This window comes from Nocardia sp. CDC159 (assembly GCF_023740735.1).
In the GTDB taxonomy this organism is placed as follows: domain Bacteria; phylum Actinomycetota; class Actinomycetes; order Mycobacteriales; family Mycobacteriaceae; genus Nocardia; species Nocardia pulmonis.
Map to the genome: position 1 here is coordinate 151,922 of NZ_JAMRXH010000007.1, position 15,352 is coordinate 167,273.

The following is a 15,352-nucleotide window of genomic DNA, read 5'->3' on the forward strand; positions in this document are numbered from 1 at the left end:
GGAGTCAATACTGTTGACTGGTGCTCAATAAACCCCTACGCTCAGTTATATGAGTCGCAAGGTTACAGACAAAGTTGTCGACCGCGCCGCCCGGCACGTGCACATCCTCATCGTCGGTAGCGGATTCTCGGGCCTCGGGATGGCGATCCGGCTCAGCCAGCAGGGTCGCGAGGATTTTCTGGTCATCGAGCGCGGCAGCGATGTCGGTGGCACCTGGCGGGACAACACCTATCCCGGCGCGGCCTGCGATGTGCCCTCGCAGCTGTACTCCTATTCCTTCGCGCTCAATCCGACCTGGTCGCGCTCGTTCTCCAAGCAGCCGGAGATTCAGCGCTACATCCAGCAGGTGGCCGACCGCTACCGGGTGCGCGACAAGCACCTGTTCGACTGCGAGATGACCGGCGCCCGCTGGAACGACGCCGCCGCGCGCTGGGAGGTGCAGACCAGCAGGGGCGCGTTCACCGCCGACATCCTGGTCTCGGCCATCGGTGCGCTGTGCGAGCCGAATCTGCCGGATATCAAGGGCATCAACACCTTCGAGGGGCAGATCTTCCACTCCGCGCGCTGGGATCACGAGGCCGACCTGACCGGTAAGCGGGTCGCGGTCATCGGCACCGGCGCCTCGGCCATCCAGATCGTGCCGTCCATCGCGCCGAAGGTGGCGCATCTGGACGTCTACCAGCGCACCGCGCCCTGGCTGCTGCCGCGCATCGATCGGCCCTACACGCTGCCGGAACGGCTGGCGTTCAAATACGTGCCGGGTGTGCAGCGGCTCTCGCGCGCGGCCATCTACGCCGCCCGCGAGACCCAGGTGATCGGCCTGGCCAAATTCCCGCCCGCGATGCTGGCCCTGGAGACCATCGCCCGCGCCAAGCTGGCCTACGAGGTGCGCGATCCGGAGCTGCGCCGCAAGGTCACCCCGAACTTCCGTATCGGCTGCAAGCGCATGCTGATCTCCAACGACTACTACCCGGCGCTGGGCCGCGACAATGTCGACGTCGTCACCGACGGCATCCGCGAGATCCGCGCGAATTCGATCGTCACCACCGACGGCACCGAGCGCGAGATCGATGCCATCGTCGTCGCCACCGGCTTCCACGTCACCGACTCCCCGGCGTACGAGACCATCGCCGGGCGCGACGGGCGCACGCTGGCAGAGGTTTTCGAGGCCGCGGGGCAGCAGGGTTACAAGGGTTCGGCGATCGCCAACTACCCCAATATGTTCTTCCTGCTCGGCCCGAACGTCGGCCTGGGCCACACCTCGATGGTGTACATGATCGAATCGCAGATCAACTACATCGCCGACGCCATCGCCACCTTCGACCGGCTGCACCTGCGCACGGTCGAGGTGCGAAAGGATGCGCAGGACAGGTTCAATCGCGAGCTGCAGGGCAAGCTGGTCGGCAGCGTGTGGAACACCGGCGGCTGCGCCAGCTGGTATCTGGACAAGCACGGCAACAACACCACGTTGTGGCCGGACTTCACCTTCCGCTTCCGTAAGCTGCTGGAAAAGTTCGACGTGGCGGCCTACGACACGACAACCAAGGTAAACGGGGCCGACGTCCGGTCCGACGCGAAAGTGGTGGCAGCACAGTGAGCAATGACGCTTACTTCACGAACAAGGTCTGCGTGATCACCGGTGCCGGCTCCGGCATCGGCCGGGCGCTGGCGGAGAATCTGGCCCGGCGCGGTGCGAAACTCGCGCTGTCCGACATCGATACCGACGGCCTGGCCGAAACCGTCCGGCGCTGCGAGGGCCTGGGCGCTCAGGTGAAGTCGGATCGGCTCAACGTCGCCGAGCGCGAGGCCGTGCTGCTCTACGCGGACGCGGTCAAGAAGCACTTCGGCATCGTGCACCAGGTCTACAACAACGCCGGGATCGCCTTCCACGGTGAGGTGATCGACTCCCAGTTCAAGGACATCGAGCGCATCATGGATGTCGATTTCTGGGGAGTCGTCAACGGCACCAAGGCATTTCTGCCGCATCTGATCGAATCCGGCGATGGGCACGTGGTCAATGTGTCGAGCCTGTTCGGTCTCATCGCGGTGCCCGGTCAGAGCGCCTACAACGCGGCCAAGTTCGCGGTGCGCGGCTTCACCGAATCGCTGCGCCAGGAGATGCTGGCGCGCCGGCATCCGGTCAAGGTCACCTGTGTGCATCCGGGCGGCATCAAGACCGCGGTCGCGCGCAACGCCACCTACGCCGAGGGCATCGACCCGCAGAAGTTCTCCTCGTTCTTCGACAAGCAGCTGGCGCTGCACACCCCGGAGATGGCCGCGCAGACCATCACCGAGGGCGTGCGCAAGGGCCATGGGCGGGTGCTGATCGGCTGGGAGGCAAAGCTGCTCGACGCGTGCGTGCGGGTCTCCGGGTCCTGGTATCAGCGGGTGTCCAGTGTGGTGAACCGTCGCTTCATGCCCTGATACGAGAGGTCGGACGATGCCCGGCATTTCGCTGCCGTCACCGGTGGCCCGGGTGGTGCTGCACCCGATCTACCGAATCGCCCTGCACCACCGGCTGCCCTGGCAGGCCCAACGGGCCGTGCTCGATGCCGCCGCGCGGCTGCAGTTCCTGCCGTCCGGCACCCGGGTCCACCGCATGCGCCTGGGTGGTCGCGCGGCCGAGCGGATCACCGTCGGCACCGAAAGTCTTCCCGGCGCAGTGCTTTATCTGCACGGCGGCGGCTATGCGATCGGATCGCTCCACTCGCACCGCTCGTTGGCGGCGCACCTGGCGCGCGGACTGCGACGGCCGGTGTTCACCCTGGATTACCGCCTCGCGCCGGAACATCCGTACCCCGCCGCCCTCGACGACGCCGACGCGGCCTTCCGCGAGCTGATCTCGGCCGGGCTGCGGGCCGAAGACATTGCGGTGGCCGGTGATTCGGCCGGTGGCGGACTGTCGTTGGCACTGGCGCTGCGGCTGCGCGACCGGCACGGAATCCGGCCCGCCGCACTGGGTCTGATCGCGCCGTGGTCGGATCCGAACGACAGCGATTCGGCCTATCGCGATCTGGTCACCAGCAGGCCGTGGTCGCAGGCGTGCGCCGCCGCCTATCTCGGTGACGGTGACCGCGACGATCCCGGTTACGCGCCGCTGCGGGGCGAGTTGCGCGGCTTGCCACCGGTTTACGTGCAGGTCGACGCCGGGGAGCGACTGCACGATCAGTGCGGGCGGCTGGTCGCGGCGCTGCGGGCGGCCGAGGTGCCCACCCAGTTCTCGGTGACCCGCGGGCTGTGGCACGTGGCCCAGGCCCAGGCCGCGCTCGTACCCGCGGCCGCCGCGGCCGTGGACGAGCTGGCCGCATTTCTGGAAGAGTCGCTTCGACCTGCGCAAACGCGGTCCATAGGATAGGAGCGACGCGCCCGCGCGGCCGCCGCGCCCGTGCCCTTCGCGCCCTGGTCGGCCCGCCTCGCGAGCCGACCGGGCGGTCGGGCGGGCAGCGCCACCGCGGCTGGCGTACATTACCGGTGAGTAATCCACGTGGAAGGGCACCGCACCGATGCGAGAGTTCGAAGTCCCGGCTTCTTACACCATTCCCGAGGTCGCCAACATGTCCGATGGCGCCTTCCGGCATGCCGAGCGCACGCCCGGGCTGGTGGTCTTCAACAAGCCGGACGGGAAGGGCGGCTGGGCCGATGTCACGGCGGCCGAATTCGCGAGCACCGTCACCGCCGTCGCCAAGGGTCTGATCGCCTCGGGCATCGAGCTCGGTGACCGCGTCGCCATTCTGGCCGCCACCCGCTACGAGTGGGTGGTCCTGGACTTCGCCATCTGGGCGGCCGGTGGTTGCACCGTCGCGATCTACGACAGCTCCTCCGCCGAGCAGGCGCGCTGGATCCTGGAGGACTCCGGCACCAAGCTGCTCGTGGTCGAGAACGGCAAGCATCGCGCCACCATCGCCGAGATCGAGGGCAGCCTGCCCGAGCTGCGCGAGACGCTGGAGATCTCGACCGGTGCGGTCGACGAGCTGATCGCGCGCGGCAAGAACCTCGACGACCAGGCCGTGGCCGATCGGCGCGGCCAGGTGCGCGCCGAATCGCCCGCGACCCTGATCTACACCTCCGGGACCACCGGCCGCCCCAAGGGCGTGATGCTCTCGCACGCGAACCTGTATGCCGAATCGGCGGCAGACCGCGATGTGATGCGCCAGTTCCTGCGGCCCGGTAAGCGCTCGCTGCTGTTCCTGCCGCTGGCCCACATCTTCGCCCGCGCGGTGGCGCTGGCGGCCTTCGACGCGGGCGTGACCGTCGCGCACACCGCGGACTGGTCCACGCTGGTGCAGCAGTTCGGGCAGTACAAGCCGGACTTCATCCTCTCGGTGCCGCGCGTATTCGAGAAGGTCTACAACGGCGTCAAGGCCAAGGCCGACGAGGGCGGCAAGGGCAAGATCTTCGAGCTCGCCGCCGATACGGCCACCGCCTACAGCGAGGGTCTGCAGAACGGCTCGGTCGGGCTGCTGCTCAAGCTCAAGCACGCGGCCTTCGACAAGCTCGTCTACAGCAAGCTGCGCGAGGCGATGGGCGGGCGCTGCACGGTCGCGGTCTCCGGCGGCGGCCCGCTGGGCGCGCGGCTCGGGCATTTCTTCCGCGGCGCGGGCGTGACGATCTACGAGGGCTACGGCCTGACCGAGACCACCGCGGCGATCACGGTCAACCTGCCCGATCGCATCAAGATCGGCACGGTCGGACCGCTGCTGCCCGGGCACGCGGCCAAGGTGGCCGAGGACGGCGAGCTGCTGCTGCGCGGTCCGGTCGTATTCGGCGGCTACTGGAACAACGAGACCGCCACCGCGGACGCCTTCGCCGACGGCTGGTTCAAGACCGGTGACCTGGGCGCCATCGATGACGACGGTTTCATCACCATCACCGGCCGCAAGAAGGAGATCATCGTCACGGCCGGGGGTAAGAACGTCTCCCCGGCGGTGCTCGAGGACGCCCTGCGGGCCAACCCGCTGATCAGCCAGGTCATGGTGGTCGGCGACGGCCAGCCCTTCATCGGCGCGCTGGTCACCCTCGATCCCGAGGCGCTGCCCAAGTGGAAGGAGCAGCACAACCTGCCCGCCGATACCCCGATCGAGGACCTGATCGAGCATCCGCAGCTGATCGCGGAGATCGACGAGGCGGTCGCGCAGACCAACAAGCTGGTCTCCCATGCCGAGCAGATCAAGAAGATCCGCATCCTGCCGGTCGATTGGACCCTCGAGGGCGGCGAGCTCACCCCGAAGATGTCGCTCAAGCGCGCGGTCGTGATGAAGAACTACGCGGCCGACGTGGACGCCATCTACAGCTGAGTCGATCGAATTCGCGGCGGCCCGCCCTCTCGTCGAGGGCGGGCCGTTCGCTGTGTGGCCTCAGCCGACCGGACCGCGGGCCAGTTTCACCTGGGCGGTCTGGGTCTGACCGGTCCGGTCGACGATGGTCAGCGTGACGGTATCGCCGGGGCGGTAGCGGTCCATCGTTCTGACCAGGGTGGTCGCCGAGTCGATGGCGTGGTCGTCGATGCGGGTGACCACCATGCCGGGGGCCAGGCCGATCTGGTCGGCGGGCCCGCCGCGTACGACATCGCGGACCACCGCGCCCGAGCCGTTGGTATCGCTGACCGTGACGCCCAGGAAGGCGGTCGGGCCGATGTGCACGCGGTCCGACGCCCGCCCGGCCTGGATCTGCTCGGCGATCGAGCGGGCCTTGTTGATCGGGATGGCGAAGCCCTCGCCACCGCCGGTGCCCATCCGAAAGCCCTGTGAGGCGGCGGTATTCACGCCGATCACCTGGCCCGCGGCATTGATCAGCGGGCCGCCGGAGTCGCCGGGCTGGATATCGGCGGCGACCTGGATGAGTCCGGTCAGCTGTTCGGAGGATCCGGTGGATTCGTCGCTGGCGGTGATGGAGCGGTTCAGGGCGGTGACCCGGCCCGGCGCGGGGGTGGGCGTCCCGGTGCCGCCCGCATTGCCGAGGCCGACGATGGCGTCGCCGATCCGCACCCGGTCCGAATCGCCCAGCGGCGCGGTCGGCAGGCCGGAGGCGCCGCTGAGCCGGACGACCGCCAGATCGTCCTGCCGGTCGTAGCCGACGACGCTGCCGGAATAGGTCTTCCCGGTGCCGAGCACGGTGACCGCGATCTTGGTCGCGCCCTCCACCACATGGTTGTTGGTCAGCACATCGCCGCCCGAGGTGAGCACGATGCCGGTACCCGCGCCCTCGCCGTTCCGCAGGCCGAGCTGGGTATTGATCAGGGCGGTGCCGGGCAGCACCTGGCTCACCGCGGCGGTGAGATCGGCCGGGGTGGCCGGATCGTCGACCGGTAACAGCGCGCTGGCCTGGGACTGGGCCAGCGGCCCGTGCGGCGCGAGCTGATGTGCGGAGAACCGCGAGGCCACCAGTCCGACCGTGACCGCGAGGGCCAGCACGAGCGCGGCCAGGGTGGTGAAGCCCAGCCCGTGCCGGGCCCGGCGCGGCGGTGGTGGCGGGAATGGCGGCGGGCCGTAGGGATCCGGCGGCTGTCCCGGCCAACCACTCTGATTCGGATACACGGGCATCACGTCCTTGCTCGCGTCGCAGCACTCTGTTCTCCATTAAGCCCGCATTTCCTGAGAGTCCGCTGGGTAGTTCCAGTGCGAAGGCCGACGTGCCCGAGACCACAGCGACTTTCTGACGATTCGGTGACGGACCCGGCCGCGACGCCGTCGCCACCGGTCCGGGCGACCTACGCTCGCCGCTATGACCGGAACGGGGCCGCGGATCGCGGGTGGCATGGTGGCGGCGGGGCTGGTGGTGGGCGTGGCGGAGCTGGTGGCCGCGGTCGTGGGGGCGGGGAGCGCGCCGCTGGCGGCGGTGGGCGCGACGGTGGTGGATCGGACGCCGGATGCGGTGCGGGAGTGGGCGATCGACGCCTTCGGGACCAACGACAAGGTGGTGCTGTTCTCGATCATGGGGATGGTGGCGGCCGTCGTCGCCGCGATCGCCGGCGTTGTCGAGCGGGATGGACGGCCGCTGGGGTCGATCGTGTTCGCGGTGTTCGGGATCGTCGCGGCGGCCGCGGCGGTGACCCGGCCGGGGGCGTCGTGGACGTGGGCATTGCCGACGGTGATCGGGGTGGGGGCCGGGATCGTGGCGCTGCGCTGGTCGAGTCGGCGGGTGGCGGCGAGTACGGCCGAACCGGCGGCGCGGATCGAATCGCCCCCGGCGGCAGAAATTTCCGATACCACCTCGCGGGTGGATCGCAGAGGGGTGATGCGGGGCATCGTCGGTGTGGGCGCGCTGGCCGCCGCCGCGGGGGTGACCGGGCGCGTGCTCGGGGTCCGCACGCGAGGTGTGGGGGCCGAGCGGGCCGCGGTGCGGCTACCGGTTCCGAATTCGCCCGCGCCGCCGATCGATCCGGCCGCCGATCTGCGGATTCCGGGTCTGGCACCGTATCTCACGCCCAACAGCGACTTCTATCGCATCGATACCGCGCTCGTGGTGCCGCAGGTGAGTGTCGACGGCTGGTCGCTGCGAATCCACGGCATGGTCGATCGCGAGATCCGGCTCGGCTACGCCGATCTGGCCGCGCGCCCGGCCGTGGAGCGGCTGGTGACCCTCACCTGCGTATCCAATCCGGTCGGCGGGGATCTGATCGGCAACGCGCGCTGGCTGGGATATCGGCTGGCGGAGCTGATCGCCGAGGCGGGACCGCATCCGGACGCCGATATGGTGCTGTCGCGCAGTGTGGACGGCTTCACCGCGGGCAGTCCGCTGACCGCGCTGACCGACGGCCGCGATGCCCTGCTGGCCGTCGGCATGAACGGTGAACCGCTGCCGGTCGAGCACGGCTATCCCGCCCGGCTGGTGGTGCCAGGCCTCTACGGCTACGTGTCGGCGACCAAGTGGGTCACCGAACTGGAGATCACCAGATTCGATCGGGCACAGGCCTATTGGACCAAGCGGGGCTGGTCGGAGCGCGGGCCGATCAAGACCGGCACTCGAATCGACACCCCGGGCGGCGGGCGCGAACTGCGCCCCGGCCGCATTCCCGTCGCCGGGGTCGCCTGGGCCCAGCACCGCGGCATCACCGCCGTTGAGGTCCAGATCGACGGCGGCCCTTGGCAATCGGCCCGCCTCGCCGCCGAACCGTCCATCGACACCTGGCGGCAGTGGACCTACGACTGGGACGCCACCCCCGGCCCGCACACCATCCGAGCCCGGGCCGTCGACGAGACCGGACGTCCCCAGACCGAGGAGGTGCGCGGCGTACTTCCCGACGGCGCGACGGGTTATCCGGCGGTCAGCGTGCGGGTGGGGTGAGCTCAGTGGCGACGTCCACCGGCACCTGGTCGGTCGCGGGCCGCTTGGCGGCACGTGAACCGACGAACAGGGCCGAGGCGGCCGCGCCGATCAGCAGTACCGCGCCGGGCAGGACCATCGACTGGCTCAGTGCGGTGCTGAGCTTGTCGAGGATCTGGGCGGGGATCTCGCCCATCCCCGCACCGCCCTCGGCGGCGGGGGCGTCGCCGAGGCCCTGCGCGGACATCCGCGCGGAGAGCAGCGCGCTGATCGCGGCGCTGCCGAGCACCGAACCCACCTGCCGGGTGGTGTTGTAGACACCGGCACCGGCACCGGCCTGCTGGATCGGCAGATTGCGGGTCGCGGTGGAGGCCAAGGGTCCCCAGACACCCGCGTTCGCCAGCCCGGCCAGCCCGGCCGCCACCATGAACACCGGAATCGAGCTGTCCGGCTTCATCAGCGCCACGAACCAGAACACCGACACCGAGAACAGCACGAAGCCGATGGTCGGCAGCACCCGGGGCGGCAGCCGGTCGGAGAATCTACCCGCGATGGGCGCGGCGAAGCCGGTGACAATCGCCATCGGCGCGAACACCAGTGCCGACACGGTCGGCGAATAGCCGCGCACCGTCTGCAGATAGAAGTAGCCGGGCACCATCAACGCGGCCGTCGCCGCGCCCATGGCCGCGATGGCCAGGCTGGACAGCGCGAAATTGCGGTCGCGGAACAGCGACAGCGGCACCAGCGGCTCACCGGTGTTGCGCGCCTGGTTGATCACGAACAGCGCCAGCACCACCAGGCCCGCGACGATCAGCGCCCAGATCACCCCGTCCCAGTCGCGGGTCTTACCCTCCTGAATCCCGAAGACCAGCAAGAACATTCCGACGGCGCTGAGCGCGACGCCGACCAGATCGAATCTGTGCGAATGGGTCTCCAGTGCGGGCACCAGCCATACCGCCAGCGCGAACGCCACCACGCCGATCGGCACGTTGATGTAGAAGATCCAGTTCCAGCCCAGCTTGTCCACCAGCACGCCGCCCAGCAGCGGGCCCACCAGCGTGGCCAGTCCGGCCACGCCACCCCACAGTCCCATGGCCGCGCCGCGCTTGTCGGGCGGGAAGGTGCGGGTGATGACGGCCATGGTCTGCGGCGTCATCAGCGCCGCGCCCAGACCCTGCGCCGCGCGGGCCGCGATCAGCATGCCGATCGTGGTGGACATGCCGCACCACAGCGAGGCCAGGGTGAATACCGCCAGGCCGGTGAGGTAGACGTTCTTGGGCCCGAAGCGATCTCCGAGGCGCCCGGTCACCAGCAGCGGTACGGCATAGGTCAGCAGATAGGCGCTGGTCACCCAGATGACCTTGGTGATGTCGGTGTGCAGGTCGGCCAGGATCTTCGGATTGGCCACCGCGACGATGGTCATATCCAGCAGGATCATGAAGAACCCGACGACCAGCGCGTAGAGCGCGAGCCACGGGTTACGTTGGGTTGTCATGCGTTTCGTTCCTCTTTCCGGAGTTCGGCCAGCACGTCGTCGGTGACCGCCGAACCCCAGTCGGGGCCGATGGCGTTGGTGGGGGCGGGCATGCGGGTGCCGTCGGGGGCGAAGTCGTCCCAGGCCAGCGTGCCGTCGGCGAGTTCGGTGACGATGCGGCGCAACCAGACGAGTTCGGCATCGGCCTGGCCGCGCAGATATTCCAGGACCATCCAGTACCGGCGCGGTACCTCGTGGGTGGTGAGCCAGCGGTGCAGGACGTCGAGTTCGGTGCGATCGTTTTCGAGCCGGCCGATGCGATCGCGCAGCAGCGCGATCACCTCGTCCGCGGGCAGATTGTGGGCCTCGGACATGGCGTGCGGGAACAGCGGATACTCCCGCACGGGTCGGCGGATGATGTCGGCGATCCGGGCGCGCAGGGCGGTGGTGCCCCCGGGCGTGATGCGATAGATGGTGCGCTCGGGGCGGTTTCCGGCCCGGTCGGTGCCCTCGGCGGTGACCATGCCGCGCTCGGCCAGCCGCGTCACCGTGTGATAGAGGGACCCCGGCCGGATCTTGACCAGATAGTCCTCCCGGCGTTGCAGCAGCGTCTGATACATCTCGTACGGATGCATCGGCCGCTCCTCCAGCAGCGCGAGCACCGAGATCGCCAACGGTGTCAGCAGTGCGCCCGGCTGCACGGTCATCTCGCGACCCCCTCCACATCGCCACCGTAGTCCGGTGCGGCGACTTATTCCTTCTCAAATATTCCACGCCGAATATACGGCTTGGAAAAGTACGGTCTCGAGGGCGGGTAACCGTTGTCACAGCGGTTCGGGCTACAGATGTCGCAGATACGCGGCGGGGGAGTCGAGGAAGGTGCGCCAGTCGTGGACCATGTCCAGCTGCGCCCACTCCCGGTATTCGACGCCGTCGGCGGTGAGTTCCATGATCTCGGCGTCCGGACAGGCGGCCAGGATGGGGGAGTGAGTGGCCATGACGACCTGGGAGCCCTCGGCCGCCAGATCCATCAGCACCCCGACCAGGGCCAGACAGGACTGGAACGACAGCGCCGCCTCGGGCTCGTCGAGCAGCCACAGGCCCTGGCCGACCGGGCGGTCGGCGATGTAGTGCAGAAACGACTGGCCGTGCGAGAGGCGGTTCCACACCTGGTCGGTCGCGCGCACGCGCAGCGCGTCGGCCCGCTCGAAGACGGAGTTCATCGTCTCCGCGCGCAGGAACCCGCCGCCGGTCGGCCTGGGATAGACGCCGTCGCACCGCAGATACGCGCCCAGGTCGCTGTCGCCGGAGGTGCCGCCGGGTGACCAGAGCGGATCGGCCCCGCGCATGCCGGCATTCCAGCTCGCGGCGATCGCCTCGACGAGGGTGGACTTGCCGATGCCGTTCTCGCCCACCAGCACCGTGACCGGTCGCTCGAAAGTCAGCCCCTCCGAACACACCTCGGCGATGACGGGCACATCCAGATACCACGACGCCGGGTCGAATTGCTCGGTGGGAGCGAATTCGACCCGGCGCAGTAGCAGTGGCTTACCCAAATCGTCAGGCGGTCGGTGCGAACGCCTCTTCGATGATCTCCTGCTGCTCCACCGCGTGCACCTTGCTCGAACCCGAGGACGGGGCCGACATGGCGCGGCGCGAGATGCGGCGCAGCTTGTTGAACCGCTCCGGCAGGATCTCCGGCAGGTTCAGGCCGAAGAACGGCCAGGCGCCCTGGTTGGCCGGTTCCTCCTGGACCCAGGCGAGATCGGTGGCGTTGGGGTAGGTCGCCAGCTTCTCGTTCAGGCGGTAGGACGGGATCGGGTAGAGCTGCTCGATGCGGATGATCGCCACATCGTCGCGGTTCTTCTTGGCCTTCTCCGCGGCCAGCTCGTAGTAGAGCTTGCCCGAGGTCAGCAGGATCCGCTTGACCTTGGCGCGGTCGCCGTCACCGCTCTCGTAGGTCGGCTCCTCGAGCACCGAGCGGAACTTGTTGTCGGTGAAGTCCTCGATATTGGAGACCACGGCCTTGTTGCGCAGCATCGACTTCGGGGTGAAGACGATCAGCGGGCGGCGGATGCCGTCGAGCACATGCCGCCGCAGCAGGTGGAAGTAGTTCGACGGGGTCGACGGAACCGCGACCGTCATCGAACCCTCCGCGCACAGCTGCAGGAATCGCTCGATTCGACCGGAGGTGTGGTCGGGACCCTGGCCCTCGTGGCCGTGCGGCAGCAGCAGCACGACCTCCGACAGCTGCCCCCACTTGGCCTCACCGGAGGAGATGAACTCGTCGATGATCGACTGCGCACCGTTGACGAAGTCACCGAACTGCGCCTCCCACAGCACGAGTGCGTCCGGGTTGCCCAGCGAGTAGCCGTATTCGAAACCTACGGCGGCGAATTCGCTCAGCGCCGAATCGTGCACCGCGAACCAGCCCGGATTCTTGCTGCCGATGTTGTGCAGCGGGGTGTACTCCGAACCGGTCTTGCGGTCGATCACCACGGCGTGGCGCTGGGTGAAGGTGCCGCGGCGGGAGTCCTGACCGGTCAGGCGCACCGCCCGACCCTCGTCGATCAGCGTGCCGAAGGCCAGCAGCTCGGCGAAGGCCCAGTCGACCTTGCCCTCGTAGGCCATTTCGCGGCGGCGCTCCAGCACCGGCTTGACGCGCGGGTGGACCGTGAAGCCCTCCGGCACATTGACGAACGCGTCGCCGATGCGCTGCAGCACGGTCTTGTCCACGGCCGTGATGACCGTGCTCGGCACCGTCTGCTCCATCTCGACCGAGGGGCTCGGCGACGGCGGGTACTTCTCCAGCTCCCGCACCTCGTTGAAGACGCGTTCCAGCTGACCCTGGTAGTCGCGCAGCGCGTCCTCGGCCTCCTTCATCGAGATGTCGCCGCGGCCGATCAGGGCCTCGGTGTAGGCCTTGCGGACGCTGCGCTTGGTGTCGATGACGTCGTACATGTACGGCTGGGTCATCGACGGGTCGTCGCCCTCGTTGTGGCCGCGACGGCGGTAGCAGATCAGGTCGATGACCACGTCCTTGCGGAACTTCTGACGGAAGTCCACGGCCAACCGCGCCACCCAGTCGCACGCCTCCGGATCGTCGCCGTTGACATGGAAGATCGGCGCGCCGATGAACTTGGCGATATCGGTGGCGTATTCGGTGGAGCGGCTGTTCTCCGGTGCGGTGGTGAAGCCGATCTGGTTGTTCACCACGATGTGCACGGTGCCGCCCACGCGGTAGCCGCGCAGGCCCGACATGTTCAGCGTCTCGGCGACCACGCCCTGACCGGCGAAGGCCGCGTCACCGTGCAGCATCAGCGGCACGACCGAGAAGGTGCGCGCCTCCTCGCCCTTGGTGACCAGGTCCTCCTTTGTGAGCAGGTCCTGCTTGGCGCGGACCAGACCCTCCAGTACCGGGTCGACGGCCTCGAGATGCGACGGGTTGGCGGTCAGCGACACCTCGATGTCGTTGTCGCCGAACATCTGGATGTAGGTGCCGTGCGCGCCGAGGTGGTACTTCACATCGCCCGAGCCGTGCGTGGCGGCCGGGTTCATATTGCCCTCGAACTCGGTGAAGATCTGCGAGTACGGCTTGCCGACGATATTGGCCAGCACGTTCAGGCGGCCGCGGTGCGGCATGCCGATGACGACCTCGTCGAGCGCGTGCTCGGCGCACTGGTCGATGACGGCGTCCATCATCGGGATGACCGCCTCGGCGCCCTCCAGCGAGAAGCGCTTCTGGCCGACGTACTTCGTCTGCAGGAAGGTTTCGAAGGCCTCGGCCGCGTTCAGCCGGGACAGGATGTACTTCTGCTGGGCGACAGTCGGCTTGGCGTGCTTCTGCTCGACCCGCTCCTGAATCCACTGCAGCTGTTCGGTTTCCAGGATGTGGGTGTACTCCACGCCGACGTGGCGGCAGTACGCGTCGCGCAGCACCGACAGCACATCGCGCAGCTTCATCCGCTCCTGGCCGTGGAAGCCCGCGACGTTGAATTCGCGGTCCAGGTCCCACAGGGTCAGGCCGTGCTGGGTGATGTCGAGATCCGGGTGGCTGCGGAACTTGTCCTTGACCAGCCGCAGCGGATCGGTGTCGGCCATCAGGTGGCCGCGGTTGCGGTAGGCGGCGATGAGCTCCTGAACGCGGACGCTCTTGTCGACGCCGCGCTCCTTGATGTCCTTGCGCCAGCGCACCGGCTCGTAGGGCACGCCCATGCCGTGGAAGATCTCGTCGTAGAACTCGTCGGAGATCAGCAGCTGGTGGATGGTGCGCAGGAAGTCACCCGACTCCGCGCCCTGGATGATGCGGTGGTCGTAGGTGGAGGTCAGCGTCATCAGCTTGCCGATGCCGATCTCGGCCAGCTGCGCGTCGCTCATGCCCTGGAACTCGGCCGGGTACTCCATCGCGCCCGCGCCGATGATCGCGCCCTGGCCCGGCATCAGCCGCGGCACCGAGTGATTGGTGCCGATGGTGCCCGGGTTGGTCAGCGAAATCGTGACACCGGTGAAGTCCTCGGTGGTCAGCTTGCCGTCGCGCGCGCGGCGGACGATGTCCTCGTAGGCGCTGTGGAACTGCGCGAAGCTCATCGACTCGCAGTTCTTGATGGCGGCGACGACCAGCGTGCGGTTGCCGTCCTTACCGGGTAGGTCGATGGCCAGGCCCAGGTTGGTGTGCGCGGGCGTGACCGCGTTCGGCTTGCCGTCGACCTCGGCGTAGTGCCGGTTCATGTTCGGGAAGGCCTTGACCGCCTGCACGATCGCGTAGCCCAGCAGGTGGGTGAACGAGATCTTGCCGCCGCGGGTGCGGGCCAGGTGGTTGTTGATGACCTGCCGGTTGTCGATCATCAGCTTGGCCGGGATGGCCCGGACGCTGGTGGCGGTCGGGATGGTCAGCGACGCCGACATGTTCTTCACGATCGCCGCGGCCGGACCGCGCAGCACCTTCGACTCGTCCTCGGCCTGCACCGGTACCACCGGAGCGGCGGGCTTGGCGGGGGCGGCGTTGGAGGTGGGGGCCGGGACGGTACGCGCCTCGCCGCCGCGCGCCTGCGGGGGTGCGGCCGCGGCGGAGGCCGGGGCGGTCACCTTGGCGGCCGCCGGAGCCGGGGCGGGGGCCGGGGTGGGGGGCACGGTCTTCGTCGGAGCCGGGGCGGCGGGAGCAGGCGCGGAGCTGGCGGCGGTCGCGGGAGCTGTGGTGGTGGGAGCGGCGGGCTTGCTGTTACCAGTGTCACCCGGCGTCTCCGGGGTGTAGTCGGCCAGGAACTCGTGCCAGCTCTCGTCGACCGACGACGGGTCTTGCTTGTACTTCTGGTACATCTCGTCGACAAGCCACTGGTTCTGTCCGAACTGGGATGTTGAGCTGCTCACAGCAGGTGTTCGCCTCATTTCGTTCTTCGCGCTGCGACGTTTGTGACGTGCTCGGCACGGGTAATCGGCTCGATACGCGCCGATGCGCCCCTTCTGAGGATAGGCCCCGCTCCACTCCAGCGTCCCACGGCGGCAACCGCGGGTCCCTTAAGGATTGCTCAACTTCCGGTCCGGACCCCGCGACGGCCACTCGAGCACCGCCGGACAGACCTAGCCTCATAATGTGTCGACCTGTCCGGGAACGAGAAT

At 68.4% G+C, this 15,352-nt stretch carries 10 protein-coding genes; 5 read left to right on the plus strand and 5 right to left on the minus strand.

Going from position 1 to position 15,352, the window contains the following annotated elements:
* Positions 1 to 49 precede the first annotated feature (49 nt).
* The 4 genes from NDR87_RS17750 (at position 50) to NDR87_RS17765 (ending at position 5,294) form a co-directional block, all read left to right on the plus strand.
* Positions 50 to 1,597 carry an NAD(P)/FAD-dependent oxidoreductase gene (locus NDR87_RS17750; RefSeq protein ID WP_251914062.1) on the plus strand — a complete coding sequence of 516 codons (1,548 nt, stop codon included), beginning with the start codon at positions 50 to 52 and terminating at the stop codon, positions 1,595 to 1,597.
* Entirely contained in the window at positions 1,594 to 2,424 is an 831-nt protein-coding gene (locus tag NDR87_RS17755) for an SDR family oxidoreductase (RefSeq protein ID WP_251914061.1), read from the plus strand. The genes NDR87_RS17750 and NDR87_RS17755 overlap by 4 nt, the downstream gene beginning before the upstream one ends.
* 16 nt (positions 2,425 to 2,440) lie before the next feature.
* A complete protein-coding gene (locus NDR87_RS17760; protein ID WP_251914060.1) occupies positions 2,441 to 3,355 on the plus strand; it encodes an alpha/beta hydrolase fold domain-containing protein in 915 nt (304 codons plus the stop codon).
* 148 nt (positions 3,356 to 3,503) lie between these two features.
* Positions 3,504 to 5,294, plus strand: coding sequence for a long-chain fatty acid--CoA ligase (locus tag NDR87_RS17765; RefSeq protein WP_251914059.1), 1,791 nt, complete (start codon positions 3,504 to 3,506; stop codon positions 5,292 to 5,294).
* A gap of 60 nt (positions 5,295 to 5,354) precedes the next feature.
* On the opposite strand, the gene NDR87_RS17770 is transcribed toward NDR87_RS17765, so the two are convergent.
* Complete coding sequence (locus tag NDR87_RS17770) at positions 5,355 to 6,539, minus strand: S1C family serine protease (protein WP_251914058.1); 1,185 nt, start codon at positions 6,537 to 6,539, stop codon at positions 5,355 to 5,357.
* A gap of 181 nt (positions 6,540 to 6,720) precedes the next feature.
* Between NDR87_RS17770 and NDR87_RS17775 the strand changes: the two genes are divergently transcribed.
* On the plus strand, positions 6,721 to 8,283 hold the full coding sequence (locus NDR87_RS17775; RefSeq protein ID WP_251914057.1) for a molybdopterin-dependent oxidoreductase: 1,563 nt from the start codon (positions 6,721 to 6,723) through the stop codon (positions 8,281 to 8,283).
* Here NDR87_RS17775 and NDR87_RS17780 read toward each other — a convergent pair.
* The 4 genes from NDR87_RS17780 to NDR87_RS17795 all read right to left on the minus strand — a co-directional run bounded on the left by NDR87_RS17780 (position 8,264) and on the right by NDR87_RS17795 (position 15,121).
* Positions 8,264 to 9,757, minus strand: a complete 1,494-nt coding sequence (locus NDR87_RS17780; protein WP_251914056.1) for a DHA2 family efflux MFS transporter permease subunit — start codon at positions 9,755 to 9,757, stop codon at positions 8,264 to 8,266. The two genes, NDR87_RS17775 and NDR87_RS17780, sit on opposite strands and share 20 nt — an antisense overlap.
* Positions 9,754 to 10,443 (minus strand): PadR family transcriptional regulator, encoded by a 690-nt coding sequence (locus NDR87_RS17785; RefSeq protein ID WP_251914055.1) that lies wholly within the window; start codon positions 10,441 to 10,443, stop codon positions 9,754 to 9,756. Before NDR87_RS17785 ends, NDR87_RS17780 begins: the two co-directional genes overlap by 4 nt.
* Before the next feature lie 132 nt (positions 10,444 to 10,575).
* Positions 10,576 to 11,292, minus strand: a complete 717-nt coding sequence (locus tag NDR87_RS17790; RefSeq protein WP_251914054.1) for an AAA family ATPase — start codon at positions 11,290 to 11,292, stop codon at positions 10,576 to 10,578.
* A gap of 4 nt (positions 11,293 to 11,296) precedes the next feature.
* Positions 11,297 to 15,121 (minus strand): multifunctional oxoglutarate decarboxylase/oxoglutarate dehydrogenase thiamine pyrophosphate-binding subunit/dihydrolipoyllysine-residue succinyltransferase subunit, encoded by a 3,825-nt coding sequence (locus tag NDR87_RS17795; protein ID WP_251914053.1) that lies wholly within the window; start codon positions 15,119 to 15,121, stop codon positions 11,297 to 11,299.
* Positions 15,122 to 15,352: the final 231 nt, after the last annotated feature.

Bases quoted from the DNA above. Each gene is read 5' to 3' on its own strand.
- NDR87_RS17750 (WP_251914062.1), top strand. From the start codon at position 50: ATGAGTCGCAAGGTTACAGACAAAGTTGTCGACCGCGCCGCCCGGCAC.
- NDR87_RS17760 (WP_251914060.1), top strand. From the start codon at position 2,441: ATGCCCGGCATTTCGCTGCCGTCACCGGTGGCCCGGGTGGTGCTGCAC.
- NDR87_RS17765 (WP_251914059.1), top strand. From the start codon at position 3,504: ATGCGAGAGTTCGAAGTCCCGGCTTCTTACACCATTCCCGAGGTCGCC.
- NDR87_RS17770 (WP_251914058.1), bottom strand. From the start codon at position 6,539: ATGCCCGTGTATCCGAATCAGAGTGGTTGGCCGGGACAGCCGCCGGAT.
- NDR87_RS17775 (WP_251914057.1), top strand. From the start codon at position 6,721: ATGACCGGAACGGGGCCGCGGATCGCGGGTGGCATGGTGGCGGCGGGG.
- NDR87_RS17780 (WP_251914056.1), bottom strand. From the start codon at position 9,757: ATGACAACCCAACGTAACCCGTGGCTCGCGCTCTACGCGCTGGTCGTC.
- NDR87_RS17785 (WP_251914055.1), bottom strand. From the start codon at position 10,443: ATGACCGTGCAGCCGGGCGCACTGCTGACACCGTTGGCGATCTCGGTG.
- NDR87_RS17795 (WP_251914053.1), bottom strand. From the start codon at position 15,121: ATGAGGCGAACACCTGCTGTGAGCAGCTCAACATCCCAGTTCGGACAG.